This is a genomic window from Streptomyces sp. NPDC033178 (assembly GCF_055577685.1).
Window position 1 is genome coordinate 381,452 of the sequence record NZ_JBVIPT010000006.1, and the last position, 15,576, is coordinate 397,027.

General features: G+C 70.2%; 16 protein-coding genes. 8 read left to right on the top strand and 8 right to left on the bottom strand.

The genetic code is table 11. From position 1 onward, the window contains the following. Positions 1-56: 56 nt before the first annotated feature. Positions 57-1,082 (bottom strand): MBL fold metallo-hydrolase, encoded by a 1,026-nt coding sequence (locus ACZ5VQ_RS18005; protein WP_469105729.1) that lies wholly within the window; start codon positions 1,080-1,082, stop codon positions 57-59. Positions 1,083-1,299: 217 nt separating this feature from the next. Here ACZ5VQ_RS18005 and ACZ5VQ_RS18010 point away from each other — a divergent pair, with 217 nt between their 5' ends. Both ACZ5VQ_RS18010 and ACZ5VQ_RS18015 read left to right on the top strand, forming a co-directional pair. After that, positions 1,300-2,757, top strand: a complete 1,458-nt coding sequence (locus tag ACZ5VQ_RS18010) for an aldehyde dehydrogenase (RefSeq protein ID WP_469105730.1) — start codon at positions 1,300-1,302, stop codon at positions 2,755-2,757. 2 nt (positions 2,758-2,759) lie between these two features. After that, complete coding sequence (locus ACZ5VQ_RS18015; protein WP_388357969.1) at positions 2,760-2,993, top strand: ferredoxin; 234 nt, start codon at positions 2,760-2,762, stop codon at positions 2,991-2,993. Positions 2,994-3,170: 177 nt separating this feature from the next. Here ACZ5VQ_RS18015 and ACZ5VQ_RS18020 read toward each other — a convergent pair whose 3' ends face one another. Genes ACZ5VQ_RS18020 through ACZ5VQ_RS18030 form a run of 3 tightly spaced genes read right to left on the bottom strand, consistent with a single transcriptional unit; the run spans position 3,171 to position 4,439 of the window. Beyond that, entirely contained in the window at positions 3,171-3,548 is a 378-nt protein-coding gene (locus ACZ5VQ_RS18020) for a hypothetical protein (RefSeq protein ID WP_469105731.1), read from the bottom strand. Continuing rightward, positions 3,545-3,748, bottom strand: coding sequence for a hypothetical protein (locus tag ACZ5VQ_RS18025; protein WP_469105732.1), 204 nt, complete (start codon positions 3,746-3,748; stop codon positions 3,545-3,547). The genes ACZ5VQ_RS18020 and ACZ5VQ_RS18025 overlap by 4 nt, the downstream gene beginning before the upstream one ends. Before the next feature lie 43 nt (positions 3,749-3,791). Then, complete coding sequence (locus ACZ5VQ_RS18030; RefSeq protein ID WP_362074931.1) at positions 3,792-4,439, bottom strand: TetR family transcriptional regulator; 648 nt, start codon at positions 4,437-4,439, stop codon at positions 3,792-3,794. A gap of 233 nt (positions 4,440-4,672) precedes the next feature. Between ACZ5VQ_RS18030 and ACZ5VQ_RS18035 the strand changes: the two genes are divergently transcribed. From ACZ5VQ_RS18035 to ACZ5VQ_RS18045, 3 genes are read left to right on the top strand one after another with little or no spacing between them, the layout of a single operon-like run. After that, positions 4,673-6,376: a glycosyltransferase family 4 protein gene (locus ACZ5VQ_RS18035; protein WP_469105733.1), complete on the top strand. Its 1,704-nt coding sequence runs from the start codon at positions 4,673-4,675 to the stop codon at positions 6,374-6,376. Continuing rightward, a complete protein-coding gene (locus tag ACZ5VQ_RS18040) occupies positions 6,370-7,140 on the top strand; it encodes a class I SAM-dependent methyltransferase (protein ID WP_469105734.1) in 771 nt (256 codons plus the stop codon). Before ACZ5VQ_RS18035 ends, ACZ5VQ_RS18040 begins: the two co-directional genes overlap by 7 nt. Then, positions 7,137-8,207, top strand: coding sequence for a prenyltransferase/squalene oxidase repeat-containing protein (locus ACZ5VQ_RS18045; RefSeq protein ID WP_469105735.1), 1,071 nt, complete (start codon positions 7,137-7,139; stop codon positions 8,205-8,207). The genes ACZ5VQ_RS18040 and ACZ5VQ_RS18045 overlap by 4 nt, the downstream gene beginning before the upstream one ends. Before the next feature lie 73 nt (positions 8,208-8,280). Here ACZ5VQ_RS18045 and ACZ5VQ_RS18050 read toward each other — a convergent pair whose 3' ends face one another. Next, a complete protein-coding gene (locus tag ACZ5VQ_RS18050; RefSeq protein ID WP_055617873.1) occupies positions 8,281-8,577 on the bottom strand; it encodes a hypothetical protein in 297 nt (98 codons plus the stop codon). A 216-nt stretch (positions 8,578-8,793) separates the two neighbouring features. Here ACZ5VQ_RS18050 and ACZ5VQ_RS18055 point away from each other — a divergent pair, with 216 nt between their 5' ends. Genes ACZ5VQ_RS18055 through ACZ5VQ_RS18065 form a run of 3 tightly spaced genes read left to right on the top strand, consistent with a single transcriptional unit; the run spans position 8,794 to position 12,351 of the window. Then, positions 8,794-10,014 (top strand): hypothetical protein, encoded by a 1,221-nt coding sequence (locus tag ACZ5VQ_RS18055; RefSeq protein WP_469105736.1) that lies wholly within the window; start codon positions 8,794-8,796, stop codon positions 10,012-10,014. Further along, complete coding sequence (locus ACZ5VQ_RS18060; protein WP_469105737.1) at positions 10,011-11,606, top strand: vWA domain-containing protein; 1,596 nt, start codon at positions 10,011-10,013, stop codon at positions 11,604-11,606. Before ACZ5VQ_RS18055 ends, ACZ5VQ_RS18060 begins: the two co-directional genes overlap by 4 nt. After that, positions 11,593-12,351, top strand: a complete 759-nt coding sequence (locus tag ACZ5VQ_RS18065) for a hypothetical protein (RefSeq protein ID WP_469105738.1) — start codon at positions 11,593-11,595, stop codon at positions 12,349-12,351. Before ACZ5VQ_RS18060 ends, ACZ5VQ_RS18065 begins: the two co-directional genes overlap by 14 nt. Before the next feature lie 42 nt (positions 12,352-12,393). Here ACZ5VQ_RS18065 and ACZ5VQ_RS18070 read toward each other — a convergent pair whose 3' ends face one another. The 3 genes from ACZ5VQ_RS18070 to ACZ5VQ_RS18080 form a co-directional block, all read right to left on the bottom strand. Next, positions 12,394-13,404, bottom strand: a complete 1,011-nt coding sequence (locus ACZ5VQ_RS18070) for an LLM class F420-dependent oxidoreductase (protein WP_469105739.1) — start codon at positions 13,402-13,404, stop codon at positions 12,394-12,396. Positions 13,405-13,540: 136 nt separating this feature from the next. Then, positions 13,541-14,383 (bottom strand): hypothetical protein, encoded by an 843-nt coding sequence (locus ACZ5VQ_RS18075; protein ID WP_469105740.1) that lies wholly within the window; start codon positions 14,381-14,383, stop codon positions 13,541-13,543. Between the two features lie 158 nt (positions 14,384-14,541). Then, positions 14,542-15,513, bottom strand: coding sequence for an N-acetylmuramoyl-L-alanine amidase (locus ACZ5VQ_RS18080; protein WP_469105808.1), 972 nt, complete (start codon positions 15,511-15,513; stop codon positions 14,542-14,544). Positions 15,514-15,576: the final 63 nt, after the last annotated feature.

Sequence of the window (15,576 nt, forward strand, 5' to 3'; positions counted from 1 at the left end):
GCTGACCGCCTTGAGTCGTCGGACATGCCCTGGCGTCCCGTCCGGGGAGGGCAGGTTCACACCGCCACGTACGTCACCGGATCGCTCCCCGGTACCGCCTCCGCGTGCCCCAGTTTCACCAGGCGGCGCAGATGGGCCTCCGCCTCCGAGACCGCGATGTTCCTCGATCCGTAGGGGATGTCGTCCCACGGGCGGTTCCACTCCATGCGGACGGCGAGCTGCCACGAGGTGAGCGGGGTGACGAGGAGGGAGCGGAGGTCCGTGAGGCGGGACTCGTGGTGGTCCAGCAACTCCCTTACGCGGGACGGGGCGTCGGTGAACGCGTGCAGGTGGGCCGGGAGGACCTCGGCCGGTTCGAGGCGGCCGATCCGTTCCAGGGAGTCGAGGTAGTCGCCAAGGGGGTCGGCGACGGTCTCGTCGTCCGGGTCCTCGTACAGGCCGATGTGCGGGGTGATCCTCGGCAGGAGGTGGTCGCCGGAGAACAGGCGTCCGTGGCCCGGGAGTTGGGCCGGATGGGCCTCCTCCAGGTGGAGGCAGACATGGCCGGGGGTGTGGCCCGGAGTCCAGATCGCGCGCAGGCGGCGGCCGGCGAGGTCGAGGAGTTCGCCGGGGACGATCTCGCGGTCGGGGAGCGCGGGGGAGGCGCCGGGGAACATACGGGAGCGGGCGGTGCGCATCGGCGCCACGTGCTCCTCGGGCGCGCCGGAGGCGGTCAACTTGTCGGCCATGTATGTGAACCAGCGCCCGGGCTTCGTCCCGCGCGTCCGCCGCACGATCGAGATGTCGGCGGCGTGCATCGCGATCCAGGCGCCGGACGCCTCCCGCACCTTGCCCGACAGGCCGTGGTGGTCCGGGTGGTGATGGGTGATCACCACTCCGTGGATCTCCGCAATGGACGTCCCGCAGGCGACGAGCCCCTCGGTGAGCGCGTCCCAGGACGCCGGATCGTCCCAGCCCGTGTCGATGAGCACCGGCCCGCGGTCGGTGTCCACGACGTACACGAGTGTCGTTCCGAGGGGATTGTCCGGGATGGGAACCTCGATGGACCGTACGCCGCCGCCGTGATCGGTCACCTGTGCCATGGGTTCCCCTGTCGCCGACTCCCGGCCACTATAACTAGAACCAGTTCCAATGGGAGCCCAAGTCACTCATAGGGTCGGCGTGATGGATCGCGATGGATCACGGGAGCGGTGAAGTGGCGTGCGGTCCGTGGACTCCTCCAACCGGAACTGGTATCAGTTCCAGTGTTGTTGTTTCTGATGCATCGTCAGAAAGCGTCCCGCGGAGAGGCAGTCGGCCATGACCGAGCTCGTGGAACACGGACAGCTGTTCATCGGCGGGGAGTTGGCCGCTCCCCTGGGCCAGGACGTGATCGAGGTGGTCTCCCCGCACACCGAGGAGGTCATCGGCCGGGTGCCGCACGCCTCGCGGGCGGACGTCGACCGGGCCGTCGCGGTCGCGCGGACCGCGTTCGACGAGGGGCCCTGGCCGCGGATGTCCCTCGACGAGCGCATCGAGGTCGTCACCCGGATCAAGGACGCGATCGCCGTACGCCACGAGGAGATCGCCCGCGTCATCTCCTCCGAGAACGGCTCCCCGTACTCTTGGAGCGTCCTCGCGCAGGCCCTCGGCGCGATGATGGTGTGGGACGCGGCGATCACGGTCGCGCGGGGCTTCACGTACGAGGAGACGCGCGACGGAGTGCTCGGGAAGATCCTCGTGCGGCGTGAGCCGGTCGGGGTCGTGGCGGCCGTCGCCCCCTGGAACGTCCCGCAGTTCGTGGCGGCGGCCAAGCTCGCGCCCGCGCTGCTGACCGGCTGCACGGTCGTGCTCAAGCCCTCGCCGGAGTCGCCGCTCGACGCGTACATACTCGGCGAGATCGCGAAGGAGGCCGGGTTGCCGGAGGGCGTGCTCTCGATCCTGCCGGCGGACCGCGAGGTGAGCGAGTACCTGGTCGGGCATCCCGGAATCGACAAGGTCTCCTTCACGGGTTCGGTGGCCGCGGGCAGGCGGGTCATGGAAGTCGCCTCGCGCAATCTCACGCGCGTGACACTGGAGTTGGGCGGGAAGTCGGCGGCGGTGGTCCTGCCGGACGCGGACATCGAGACCTCCGTGCCGGGCATCGTCTCGGCGGCCTGGATGAACAACGGCCAGGCGTGTGTCGCGCAGACCCGCATCCTGCTGCCGCGTTCGCGCTACGACGAGTTCGCGGAGGCGTTCGCCGCGGCGGCGGGCGCGCTGGTGGTCGGCGACCCGCTGGACCCGGCGACCCAGGTGGGCCCGCTGGTCGCGCAACGGCAGCAGCAGCGCAACCTCGACTACATCCGCATCGGCCAGGAGGAGGGCGCCAAGATCCTCACGGGCGGCGGGCGTCCGGCGGGCCTCGACCGCGGCTGGTACGTCGAGCCGACGCTCTTCGGTGACGTCGACAACTCCATGCGGATCGCGCGCGAGGAGATCTTCGGGCCGGTGATCTGCCTGCTCCCGTACGGCGACGAGGCCGAGGCGGTCAAGATCGCCAACGACTCCGACTACGGGCTGAGCGGCAGCGTCTGGACGGCCGACGTGGCCCGTGGCATCGACGTGGCCCGCCGGGTCCGTACCGGCACGTACTCCGTCAACACCTTCAGCCTCGACATGCTCGGCCCGTTCGGCGGCTACAAGAACTCCGGCCTGGGGCGCGAGTTCGGTCCCGAGGGCTACGGCGAGTACCTGGAGCACAAGATGATCCACCTGCCCGCCGGCTGGGAGGCCTGAGGATGGGCGACCGCTGGCATGTCGAGGTCGACCGCTCCCTCTGCATCGGCTCGGCCCAGTGCACCCACCTCGCCCCCACCGCCTTCCACCTCGACTCCGCCATGCAGTCCCACCCGGCGGAGCCGGAGTCCGACGCCAACGAGAAGGTCCTGGAGGCGGCGGAGGGGTGTCCGGTGGAGGCGATCATGATCACGCTGATCGGGAGCGGGGAGGCGGTGTTTCCTCCGGAGGAGTGAGCCCCGGTGGAGGGGGCGTGTGTGGCTGCCGGCCGGCGGGGGCTGAGCGCGCCCCCGCGGCGGAGCCGCCCATCGATACAGCCCCGCGCCCGGCCGGATCGGTTGCTGGGGTGGGTTCCGCGGAGGTCGGCGGGACGGGTGAGCAGCGGGGTGCACCGGGTGCCGGGCCGCCGGGACCTACCGCCAGGAGGCGATGGTGCGGGCCACGTCCCGGAGGTCGGCTTCCTGGGCCCGGATGGCTCCGGCCAGCAGGTGAACGTCGTCGGGCTTGGGGTCGACCGGCTGCTCGGAGGCGTTCATGTAGAGCGCGGTGCAGGCCCAGCCGATGACGGCGTTGAAGTCGGCGAAGGGCCGCAGGAGCAGAGCGGTGTGGAACAACGTGGCGGCACGCGCGGCCGGCTCCTCGTAGTAGAGCCGGCCGTGTGGCTGCTCGAAGAGGTGGCGTTCCGCCATGGCGTCCAAGGCGCCCCAGTCCGCCACGGGGGTGTTGACGGGCGAGACGCGAGTCTGGACTTCCAGGATCCACCCCGCGTCGACGCGGATGACAGGGCTCAACGCATGCCCTCCGGCATGTCCTTGAACACGTCCATGGCCCATGCGACGGTCTCGTCGACGCCCTGAAGGAACGCCGTCCGTTGTGCGTCCGCGAGGATTATGTCGTGCGCGTGGGAACGCATCGACTTGCCGAGCGAGGCCACGTGCGCCTTGGCGAAAGCGAGCTCTTCCTCGGTGAATTCCACTGTGATCATCGGCATGCCGAAATGGTAGCAGCGATGAAATCGATGGTAATGGCACCGGTCAATCGTCCGTTGACGTCAGGTCGATCAGCCTGCACACCGTTTCGATGTCGATCTTTACCTGGGCGATGGAGGCGCGGCCCGAGAGCCAGGTGATGAGGGCCGAGTGCCAGGTGTGTTCGATGACGCGGACCGCGGAGAGCTGGGCGGGGGTGGGGTCGTCGAGGCCCATCGCGTCGAGGATGATCACCGTGGTCTGGCGGGAGACCTGGTCGACCTCCGGGCTGACGCTGCGGTCGGCGAAGGTCAGGGCGCGGACCATCGCGTCGGCGAGGTGCGGCTCGCGCTGGAGGGCGCGGAAGGCGCGCATCAGCGTCTCCGCCACCCGCTCCGCCGCCGTGTCACCGGCCGGCGGCTTCTTGCGGAGCGTCCCGTGCATATGGGCGAGCTGGTCCTGCATCGTCGCGACCAGCAGATGCACCTTGGACGGGAAGTAGCGGTAGAGCGTGCCCAGGGCCACCTGGGACGACTCCGCGACCTCCCGCATCTGCACCGCGTCGAATCCGCCCCGGCTCGCCAGCTGCGCGCTCGCGTGCAGGATGCGCCGCCGCCGCGCCTCCTGGCGCTCGGTGAGCGGGGGAGTGACCGGCTGCGCGGCCCGTACCGCCGACTGCGCGGGCTTCGCCGAAGTCTTGGCTTCCGCAGGCATGGATCCCGTTCCGTGACGTTCGTACAAGATTCGTAGAACAGAGGGCTCGATGGGGACGAGTGGGCGACAGCAGAGTAGAGCCCGGCCGTGGCGTGAATCACCTGATCCACCGCTCACAGGAGAGCTACCTGCCGGTAGATTCTGTGCTCCCTGAACGATCAAGTCTGAAACTTGTTCTAGATTACCGTCCCGAAGTAATCTCGCGGGAACGTGCTGGAAGAAGGGGGCCGAGAGTGACCCATGAGGCCATGGAGGCAGGCCTCCACGCGGGCTCGGCCGCCGACGCCGACCGACCGCTGCGCATCGCGCTCCTCACCTATAAAGGGAACCCGTTCTGCGGCGGCCAGGGCGTCTATGTACGGCACCTCTCGCGCGAGCTCGCCCGCCTCGGTCACCAGGTCGAGGTCATCGGCTCCCAGCCCTACCCCGTGCTCGACGAGGGCGAGGGACTCGACGGGCTCTCCCTCACCGAACTGCCCAGCCTCGACCTGTACCGCCACCCGGATCCCTTTCGGACCCCGAAGCGTGACGAGTTCCGTGACTGGGTCGACGCGCTCGAAGTCGGCACGATGTGGACCGGCGGCTTCCCGGAACCACTGACGTTCTCCCTGCGCGCCCGCCGCCATCTCCGCGCCCGCCGCGGCGACTTCGACGTCGTGCACGACAACCAGACCCTGGGGTACGGGCTGTTGGGGGACGTGGGCGCCCCGCTGGTCACCACCATCCATCACCCCATCACCGTGGACCGGCAGTTGGAGCTCGACGCGGCGGGAGGCCGGCGCCGCCGGATGTCCGTACGCCGCTGGTACGCGTTCACGCGCATGCAGAAGCGCGTCGCGCGCCGCCTCCCCTCCGTCCTCACCGTCTCGGGCACGTCCCGCCAGGAGATCGTCGACCACCTCGGCGTACGCGACGACCGCATCCACGTCGTCCACATCGGCGCCGACACCGATCTCTTCTCGCCGGATCCGTCCGTGCCGCAGGTGCCGGGGCGGATCGTCACCACGTCCAGCGCGGACGTCCCCCTCAAGGGCCTCGTCTACCTCGTGGAGGCGCTGGCCAAGGTCCGTACGGAGCATCCCGCCGCCCACCTCGTCGTGGTCGGCAGGCGCGCCGAGGACGGGCCGGTGGCCCAGCTCATCGAGCGGTACGGCCTCGAAGGCTCCGTCGAGTTCGTGAAGGGCATCTCGGACGCGGAGCTCGTCGACCTCGTACGGTCCGCGGAGGTCGCCTGCGTGCCCTCCCTCTACGAGGGCTTCTCGCTGCCCGCCGCCGAGGCGATGGCGACCGGTACGCCGCTCGTGGCCACGACCGGCGGGGCCATCCCCGAGGTCACCGGCCCCGACGGCGAGACCTGCCTGGCCGTCGGGCCCGGCGACGCGGGGGCGCTGGCCGCTGGGCTGAGCCGGCTGTTGGGCGACCCCCGGCTGCGTGAACGACTCGGCTCGGCCGGACGCTCACGCGTGCTGGAGCGGTTCACGTGGGCCAAGGCCGCGGAGGGCACGGTAGCCCGCTACCGTGAGGCGATCGCGAGCGGTGACCGCTCCGCGGCCGGCACCCGAAGCCGCTCCGCGGCCCGGCCACAGAGCCGCTCCGCGGCAGGCGCCGACCGCTCCGCGCCCCAGCATCCCGACCGCTCCGCGGCCTCACAAGACGCGGACCCGGCGCCCGCACAAGCGGTGCCCGCCACGCCTGCACGCCCGGTGCCCGCCGCGCCCGCACAAGCGGCGCCCCCCGCGCCCGCACAAGCGGCGCCCGCCGCGCCCGTGGACGCGGCCCCGGCCACCTCGCTCGGCGCGTTGGCCGCTACGCCCGCGAACCGGCCCACCGCCACCGCCACCGCGAACCCGGCGTCCACCCCCACCCCCGTGAACATGGCCGCCTCCGGGGCCACCCCCGTGGACACCCCTCACCGTGAAAGCAGGACCACGTGCTGACCGTCGACTTCTCCCGGTTTCCGCTCGCCCCGGGGGACCGTGTGCTGGATCTCGGGTGCGGGGCGGGACGCCACGCCTTCGAGTGCTACCGGCGCGGCGCGCACGTCGTCGCGCTGGACCAGAACGCCGAGGAGATCCGCGAGGTCGCCAAGTGGTTCGCCGCGATGAAGGAGGCGGGCGAGGCGCCCGAGGGTGCGACCGCCACCGCCATGGAGGGTGACGCGCTCCAACTCCCCTTCCCCGACGAGTCGTTCGACGTCGTCATCATCTCCGAGGTGATGGAGCACATCGCGGACGACAAGGGCGTGCTCGCCGAGATGGTCCGCGTGCTCAAGCCCGGCGGGCGGATAGCCGTCACGGTCCCGCGCTACGGGCCGGAGAAGGTCTGCTGGACGCTCTCGGACGCGTACCACGAGGTCGAGGGCGGCCACATCCGCATCTACAAGGCGGACGAGCTGCTCGCCAGGATCCGCGAGGCCGGCCTCAGGCCGTACGGCACGCATCACGCCCACGCGCTGCACAGCCCCTACTGGTGGCTGAAGTGCGCGTTCGGCGTCGACAACGACAAGGCGCTGCCGGTGCGGGCGTACCACAAGCTCCTCGTCTGGGACATCATGAAGAAACCCCTGGCCACCCGGGTCGCCGAGCAGGCGCTGAACCCGCTGATCGGCAAGAGCTTCGTGGCGTACGCGACCAAGCCCCACCTGCCCGTCGCCGCCGCCGCGGTGGCCCCTTCCGACGCTGCCACGGTGGACCCTTCGTGACGACACCGCGCACGGAGCACCTCGTCCTGACCGGAGTGCTCACCGCGGAACAGGCCGCGCAGACAGTCCGGGGCATCCTGGATGTGCAGCGCGCGGACGGCGCCATACCGTGGTTCCGCGGCCACCACCTCGACCCGTGGGACCACACCGAGGCCGCCATGGCCCTGGACGCGGCCGGCGAGCACGAGGCCGCAGGGCGGGCGTACGACTGGCTGGCCCGGCACCAGAACCAGGACGGTTCCTGGTACGCGGCCTACGCCGACGGGGACGCCGCAGACGTCACCGACCGCGGCCGCGAGACCAACTTCTGCGCGTACGTCGCAGTCGGCGTGTGGCACCACTACCTCGCCACCGGCGACGACACGTTCCTGGACCGGCTGTGGCCGACCGTGTTCGCGGCGGTGGAGTTCGTCCTCGAACTGCAGCAGCCCGGCGGGCAGATCGGCTGGAAGCGCGAGGACGACGGGGCTCCCGTCAACGACGCGCTGCTGACCGGGAGTTCGTCCGTCCACCACGCGCTGCGCTGCGCGCTCGCCATCGCCGAGGAGCGCGAAGAGCCGCAGCCCGACTGGGAGTTGGCGGTGGGAGCGCTGCGCCACGCGATACGCCGGCACCCCGAGCGGTTCCTCGACAAGGACCGCTACTCGATGGACTGGTACTACCCGGTGCTCGGCGGCGCGCTGACGGGCGTCGAGGCGAAGGACCGCATAGAGGAGGGCTGGGACCGCTTCGTGGTCCCGGGGCTCGGCGTGCGGTGCGTCGTCCCCAACCCGTGGGTGACGGGCGGCGAGTCGGCCGAACTCGCCCTGGCACTCTGGGCCGTGGGCGAGTCCGACCGGGCCCTGGAGATCCTTCAGTCGATCCAGCATCTGAGGGACCCGGGAACCGGCCTGTACTGGACGGGCTACGTCTTCGACGCCCAGGCCGTCTGGCCCGAAGAGCTGACCTCCTGGACGGCCGGTTCCCTTCTCCTCGCCGTCGCGGCTCTGGGCGGCGACGAGGCGACGTGCGCGGTCTTCAGCGGCGACCGCCTGCCGACGGGCCTGGACCCGGACTGCTGTCAGTAGGGGCCGGGCACCTGCTCAGTACGTGTACGTACTCGCACCTGCTCGGTACGTACGTCAGTACTCGGTACGTACGTCAGTGACGGTGGGCGCGGTTGGCGATCGCATGCCCCACGAAGAGGTACACGACGGCCGCGAGGCCATACCCTGCGACGACCCGTGCCCACTGCTCGTCGAAGGTGAACAGGTCGTGCGACCAGCCGGCGAGCCAGCGTGCCGCGTCGTGGATGAACTGGACGAAGTCATTGCCCTGGTTGGCGTCCAGCAGGTACATCAGGATCCAGAGGCCAAGGATGAGGGCCATGATGTCGGCGACGACCGCGATGACCGTGCCGGCCTGGTTGGCACCGTTACTGCGAGTTCGAGAGGACATGCTCTGCGAGTTGCCCTTGAATCCTGGATGAAACCCGTTGCGGCCGGTCGGGTCGGAATCCGCCGAGGTCAAGGTGGCCCCCGGGAGGCGGTGACAGCCCCTCCCCGTGATGGTTCGTCAGCGATTAATCTTGGTTCCAACTGCCGTTCGTCGTGAGGTGGTTCGGCGGTAAGCGCAGTCACCGACGATCCTGCCCCACGCTAGGGGGAGACGCCGGTGTCCGCGAACAGATCCGTGTCAGAGGAACCCCGTCTGGTCGTCAACAGACCCGAGCGCAGTCGCCTGCGCCGCACACTCGCTCTCACACTCCCGGTCCCCGTCGTGGGCCTCGTCCTGCTCCTCGCCTCCGGCCATCTGCTGATGCCGCTCGACCGGGTCGTCACGATCGAGGCCAAGATGGCCTCCAAGAGGGACTTCTTCGAGGATCCCGAGGTCCAGCGCATCCTGATGGAGCACGGGTTCCGCGTCCACATCACGAACATGGGCTCCCGTGACATCGCCAACCAGGACGTCGAGGGATACGACGTGGTGTTCCCCTCCGGGCAGCCCGCGGCGGACCTGATCACCAACAAGCGGGCGAAGGCGGGCAACCCGGTGCTCACCTACCGGCCCTTCGTCAGCCCCATCGTGCTGGGCACCTACCGGGCGTACGCCGAGACGCTGAAGGACGCGGAGGTCGCAGCGCCCCAGCGGAACGGGAGCGTCGGCGGCAAGCCGCTCTACTACACGCTCAACATGTGGAAGTTCCTGGATCTGACCGACAAGAACAAACGGTGGGACAAGGTCGGCATCAGGAAGCACGGGGTGCGGAACGGCAACAAGATCCTCGCCCAGACCTCGAACATCTGCCAGTCCAACTCCGGCGGAACGTATCTCGGCCTCGTCGCCTTCGTGGAACACGGGAACGACGCTCCGAACGGCATGGTCGAGGCGGAGGATCTCGCCGAGGAGATCAAGCCGCTGCTCGTCGAACAGGGCATGCCCGCCTCCGAGATGGCCGAGACGTATCTGTCCCCGAACGGCAAGAGCATCTCGCCGATCGCGGTCTTCTACGAGCACCAGTACCTGGCCCACCAGATCCGCTACCAGAAGGCGAAGGGCAGGCCCGACACCGACCGCGTACTCCTCTATCCGGACACTCGTTTCGTCACCGAACCCCAGCTGGTCGCCCTCACCAAGGACGGCGAGCGGCTCGGCGAACTGGTGACGAGGAACTCCGAACTCCAGGCGCGTGCGGTGGAGTTGGGCTTCCGGCCGCGGGACGCCACCGCGGACGAGATGAGCGACCAGCTGGCGAAGTTCCTGACCGACCGCAGGATCCAGGCGCCCGTCACCTCCGCCGACGACACCAAGGCGGTTCTCCCCAGCCTGTCCGTCCTGGAGCGGATGATCCAGATCGTCGGAGACTGCCCGGAGCCCCAGAAGGACCCCAAGTGAGACGCGGGCGGTGGGCCCTGGCCCTGTGCCTGACGCTCACCCTGACCGTCACCGTCACCGCCTGCACCGGAGACGACGACGAGGAGACCACCCTCCGCGTCCTCGCCGGCCCCGACCTCGCCGTACTTGAGCCGCTCCTCGACGAGTTGAGGGACGAGACCGGTGTCGAGCTCGACATGGACTACCGGGCCGACGCGGAGACCGGTGACGCCCTGGTCCCCGGCACCGGAAAGGGCGGCGGCGGGCACGACCTGGCCTGGCTCTCCACCGACCGCTCCTTCCGGCTGCGCCACAAGGACACCGCCCAGCGGCTGCTGCGCACGCCGACCATGCTCTCGCCGGTCGTCGTCGGCCTGCGGCCGGACGTCGCACGCGAGCTGCGGGCCAAGTCACCGGGTGGCAAGCCGAGTTGGGCCGACATCGCGGATGCCGCCGCCACCGGAACCGTACGCTTCGGGATGGCCGACCCCCGTAAGACGGGCACCGGCCTGGCCGCGCTCGTCGGCGTCGCGACCGCCGCGGCGGGCACCGGTGGCGCGCTGCGCGAGAAGGACGTGTCCTGCGACCGGCTGCGCGGCTTCCGCTCCGGCCAGAAGCTCACCGCCGACTCCACCCGCGACCTGCTCGACGACTTCGTCGACCACCCCGGCACGGCCAACGCTCTCATCACGTACGAGTCCGATCTGCTCGCCCTCAATGCCGGTGGCCGGCTGAAGGAGAAGCTGGAGATCGTCCGCCCCGAGGACGGCATGGTCCTCGCCGACTTCCCCCTGCTGCTCCTCGACCAGGACGACCCGGACCGGCGGGCGGCGTACGACAAGGTCGTGGAGTGGCTCGACCGGGACTCCGTACAGGAGAAGATCATGCGGACGACCCTGCGGCGACCGGTCGGTTCGTCGGTCGCCCGGGACGGACCACTCCGTGCCCCGATCGGCAACGCCCTCTACTTTCCCGACCAACCAGCCGTCGTCGAGCGGCTGTTGGACGACTACGGCGATCCCCGGCGGCGGGTCCCCGACCAGGTGATCTTCCTGCTCGACTTCTCCGGGTCGATGCGCGGCGAGCGCATGACGGCCCTGCGCGAGGCGTTCGCCGACCTCAGCGGCGCGGACTCCTCGGCGACGGGCAAGTTCGCGCGCTTCTACCAGGGCGAGCGGCTGACCGTCGTACGGTTCGGCGGCCGTGTGCTGGAGGAGAGGACCGTCACCGTCGACGGGCAGAAGGACCTGAAGACACTCGCCGACGTCGTCGCGCGCGGCGGCTACGGCGACGCGACCGCCGTCTGGACCGCCCTCGACCACGGCTACCGCACGGCCTCGACCGTGGTGGCCGATGACCCCGAACGGGCCGTCTCCATCGTCCTGATGACGGACGGCGAGAACAACTCCGGTATCCCGTACGAGGAGTTCGTACGCCGCTACGAAGCGCGGTCGGCCGGAACCCGCGCCGCGGTCCACACCTACCCCGTGCACTTCGGGGAGGCCGACGCCGGGGCACTGCGGCGCGCGGCCACGAAGACGGGCGGGCGCATGGTGGACGCGCAGGGCTCATCCCTTTCCGAGGCGTTCAAGGAGATCCGTGGCTGTCGTTGACGCGCAGTGGTGGGGTGTGTGGTGGCCCTGGATGACGGTGTGGCTGGTCACCGCGGCCGGTCTGGTGACGCTCGGTGTCGTGCTGGCGCGGCACGTCCGGGAGCGAAGACGGCGGGCGCTCGGGCAGCGGTCCGCGTACAGCATCTGCTTCTACCTCGATGAGAAGGCGGTGATGGACCTCTACCGCATCGGCAACTACAGCGCGGCGCTGGAGCAGGCGGTCGAGCACCGGACCAACGTCAACACCAGCCTGGGCCTTTGGGGCAGGCTGCTGCCGTGGACGGTCAAGGCCAACCGGGACATCAGCCAGGAGAAGTTCAGCAGTTACGTCCAGAAGAGCGAGCCGATCTCCGTGATCGGGATGCTCATGGACGCCTTCGAGCGCGCCGATGTCATCGTCCACGCCGACCTGCGCTCCGGGGAGGTCACCCCGAACCGCGCCCTCGCCGAGACCCTCGGCCCCGAGGCCGGCCGCGGCGGCCTCGCGCTCAGCGACATCGAGGAGTTCGTCTCGGTCCGCGGCCGCTTCCTGGTGGAGTCGGAGTCGGCCGAGGAGATCGTGCTGCGCGCCCCCTACGGGGATCCCGGGCACCCCGCGTACGTGCGCGTCACCTGTGCGGCGGGCGGTCTGCGGGGCGAGCGGATCAACGACGGGACCTTCCAGGCGCGTTGCCTGGGCAAGATGACCGGCTGGCGGTCGGACAGCCGCGAGGTCACGCTGGAGGCGATCGCCATATTCCGCTGACGGCGGCCCTCGGGCGGGGAGTTGCCGGTCCCCATGGACACACTAGGAGTTGAGCTCTGCGAGTGTGCGCAGGGTGAGCGGATCTGGTGACAACACCAGCAGGTCCGTCACCGGACCCTTCCTCCACAACTCCAGCCGCTCCGCGATCCGTTCGCGCGGGCCGACCAGCGAGATCTCGTCGGCGAAGGCGTCGGGCACGGCGAGTACGGCCTCCTCTCGACGGCCCGCCAGGAACAGCTCCTGGATACGGCGGGCCTCCTCCTCGAAGCCCATCCGCGCCATCAGGTCGGCGTGGAAGTTGCGTGCCGCGTGCCCCATGCCGCCGATGTAGAAGCCGAGCATCGCCTTCACGGGCAGCAGCCCCTCGGCGACGTCGTCACAGACCTTGGCCCGGGCCATGGGCGCGACGAGGAAGCCCTCGGGAGCCTCTTCGAGGGGGGCCTCGTACACGTCGGTCCTCATCGGCGACCAGTACAGCGGCAGCCAGCCGTCCGCGATCCGGGCGGTCTGCGCGATGTTCTTCGGCCCCTCGGCGCCCAGCAGGATGGGCAGTTCGGCGCGGAGGGGATGCGTGATCGACTTGAGCGCCTTGCCGATCCCCGTGCCGTCCTCGCCCCGGTACGGATGCGAGTGGAACCGCCCGTCCAGCTCCACGGGCGCCTCGCGCCTGAGGACTTGGCGTACGACATCGACGTACTCCCGGGTCGCGGTGAGCGGCGACTTGGGGAACGGACGCCCGTACCAGCCCTCGACGACCTGCGGACCCGACAGGCCGAGGCCGAGTATCACGCGCCCGCCCGAGAGATGGTCGAGCGTGAGCGCGTGCATCGCGGTCGTGGTGGGGGAGCGGGCGGCCATCTGCGCAATCGCCGTACCCAGCTTGATCCTTGAGGTCTGCGCGGCGATCCAGGTGAGCGGTGTGAAGACGTCGGAGCCCCAGGACTCGGCGGTCCACACGGAGTCGTAACCGAGCCGCTCCGCCTCCTGGGCGAGAGGCACATGGTCCGCCGAGGGGCCGCGTCCCCAGTAACCGAGAGCCAGTCCGAGCCGCATGCACACCACTCCACTTCTGACGATGCGTCAGATGCCGGATGTCCCGGCGACTGTACGCCGAACGGCCCCCCACCCGGAAGAGCGCCGAAGAGCTCGTGAGGGTGGAGGGCCGTGGTGGAACCCGCGACGGTGTGTGTCAGCCGCGCTGGATCCCGGACGTGTCCTGCAGAACACCGCGGCGGCCGTCCTGCGTCTGCGCCACCAGGCTCGGGCCGCGCTGCTCGACGGCCAGGTACCAGGTGCCCGGCGCCAGTTCGGCGATCGGCGTCGGCGAACCGTCCTCCGCGAACAGCGGACGCGGCACCGGCACGGCGAACCAGAACGGCGAGAAGTCCCCGGCGGGCGGCTGCGCCTGCGGGGCCTGCGCCTGCTGCGGCTGGGGCTGCGTGCCGAACGGCTGACCGGGCTGACCCGGCTGCGGCTGACCGCCGTAGGGCTGGCCGGGCTGCGGGGCACCGGCGCCCGGGTAGCCGTAACCACCCTGCGGCTGACCGCCGTACGGCTGCGGGGCGGCCGGCTTGGGGGCGGGGAGGAGGGGGCCCTTGAGGGCCGGCACGAGGGGAGTGGCGACCGCGGCGCCGGCGAGGGCCAGCGTGGCGACCAGGCTGAGGATGAGACCGGTGCCCGCCCCGAAGTTGGTGAGACCGCCGTTGTTGTCGAAGCCGCCGGCCGGGTCGAAGATGTTGCCGAGCGCGCTCCAGGCGGCGAACACCGTGAAGGCGATGCCGAATGGGCCGAGGTCGAGACCGGCGACCTTCGGCAGCTGCGGCAGGCCGCGGGCGACGACGATCAGCGCGGCGCCGATGAGGCCGGCGAAGGTGACGCTCAGGAGGAGAGGGCCACTTCCCCAGGCGTTGGGAATGTCGGCGCTGTCGCCGGCCCCGTCGATCGAGTAAATGTCGAGGAACGACGCGATCAACAGCAGAACCGCTGCTCCGATCACCACGCCGTCGCCTCGAGTGAGGGAGCGGATATTCACTTCAGGTCCTTCGTCAGTCGTCTCGTCATCGGTGGAGGCGTCGCTGTCACCATGTCGCCGTAAGGCCGCGGTGCGAAGCGCGGGGGTGGCCCCTCATCGTAGAGACGACACTATCGTCAGGCCCACAGGGGTGTCCGCACGGATATGTGCGCTGATCACTACCCGTGCAGGAAACTCACGATTCCCTCAGAGATTCCTTGCGCCGCCTTCTGCCTCCACGCGCTGCTGGTCAGCTGTGCGGCGTCCTTGCTGTCGCGCATGTTGCCGCACTCGATGAAGACCTTCGGAACCGTTGACAGATTGAGACCGCCGAGGTCCTTGCGGACGTCGAGACCGGTGCCGCCGCCGATGTAGTTGGAGGGGGCGCTGCCGGTGACGCGCAGGAAGCTGCCCGCGACGCGTTCGCCGAGTTCGCGGGACGAGGCGACGATCGGCCGGGTGTCGGCCGCGCCGGAGTGTACGGAGCCGGGCAGGATCACGTGGAAGCCGCGGTTGCCTGCGCCCGCGCCGTCCGCGTGGATCGACACCACGGCGTCCGCGTCGGCCTTGTTGCCGATCTCGGCCCGCTCGTCGACGCACGGGCCCCAGGAGCGGTCGCCGTCCTGCGTGAACTTCACGGTGGCGCCCTCCTTCTCCAGGACGGTGCGCATCCGGCGGGCGACGTCGAGGGTGAACTTCGCCTCGGTGTAACCGTCGTTGGTCGCCGTACCCGTTGTGTCGCACTCCTTCGAGTTCGTCCCGATGTTCACCTGCTGGTTGATCTCGGACGTGTGCTGGAAGTTGCCGGGGTTGTGACCGGGGTCGATGACGACGACCTTGCCCTTGAGCGGGCCGGAGGCGGCGGGGGCCGACGCGGAGGGCGACTCGCCGGGCTTCTCACTGTCGCCGGTCCGGCCCGAGTCGCCGGGCTGCTCCTTGCCGTCGTCCGAGGCGCCCGGAGTGGCGGGCCTGCCCCACGAGGAGGACGAGGGCGACGCCTGTGCGTCCCCGCCGGAGTCACCCACCGTCTGCCACACCAGCCAGCCCACCAGCGCGCCCGGCACGAGCGCGGCGACGGCGACGGTCAGGGGGCCGCGCAGGGGGTGGCGCGGGGGACGGGGAGGTTCGAAGTCAGGACCTACGTACGACACGCCTGCCACCTTACGGGCCGCCCTCGGGGTCCGCAGGTTTCCCTGGGCCACGCCGGTGACGGT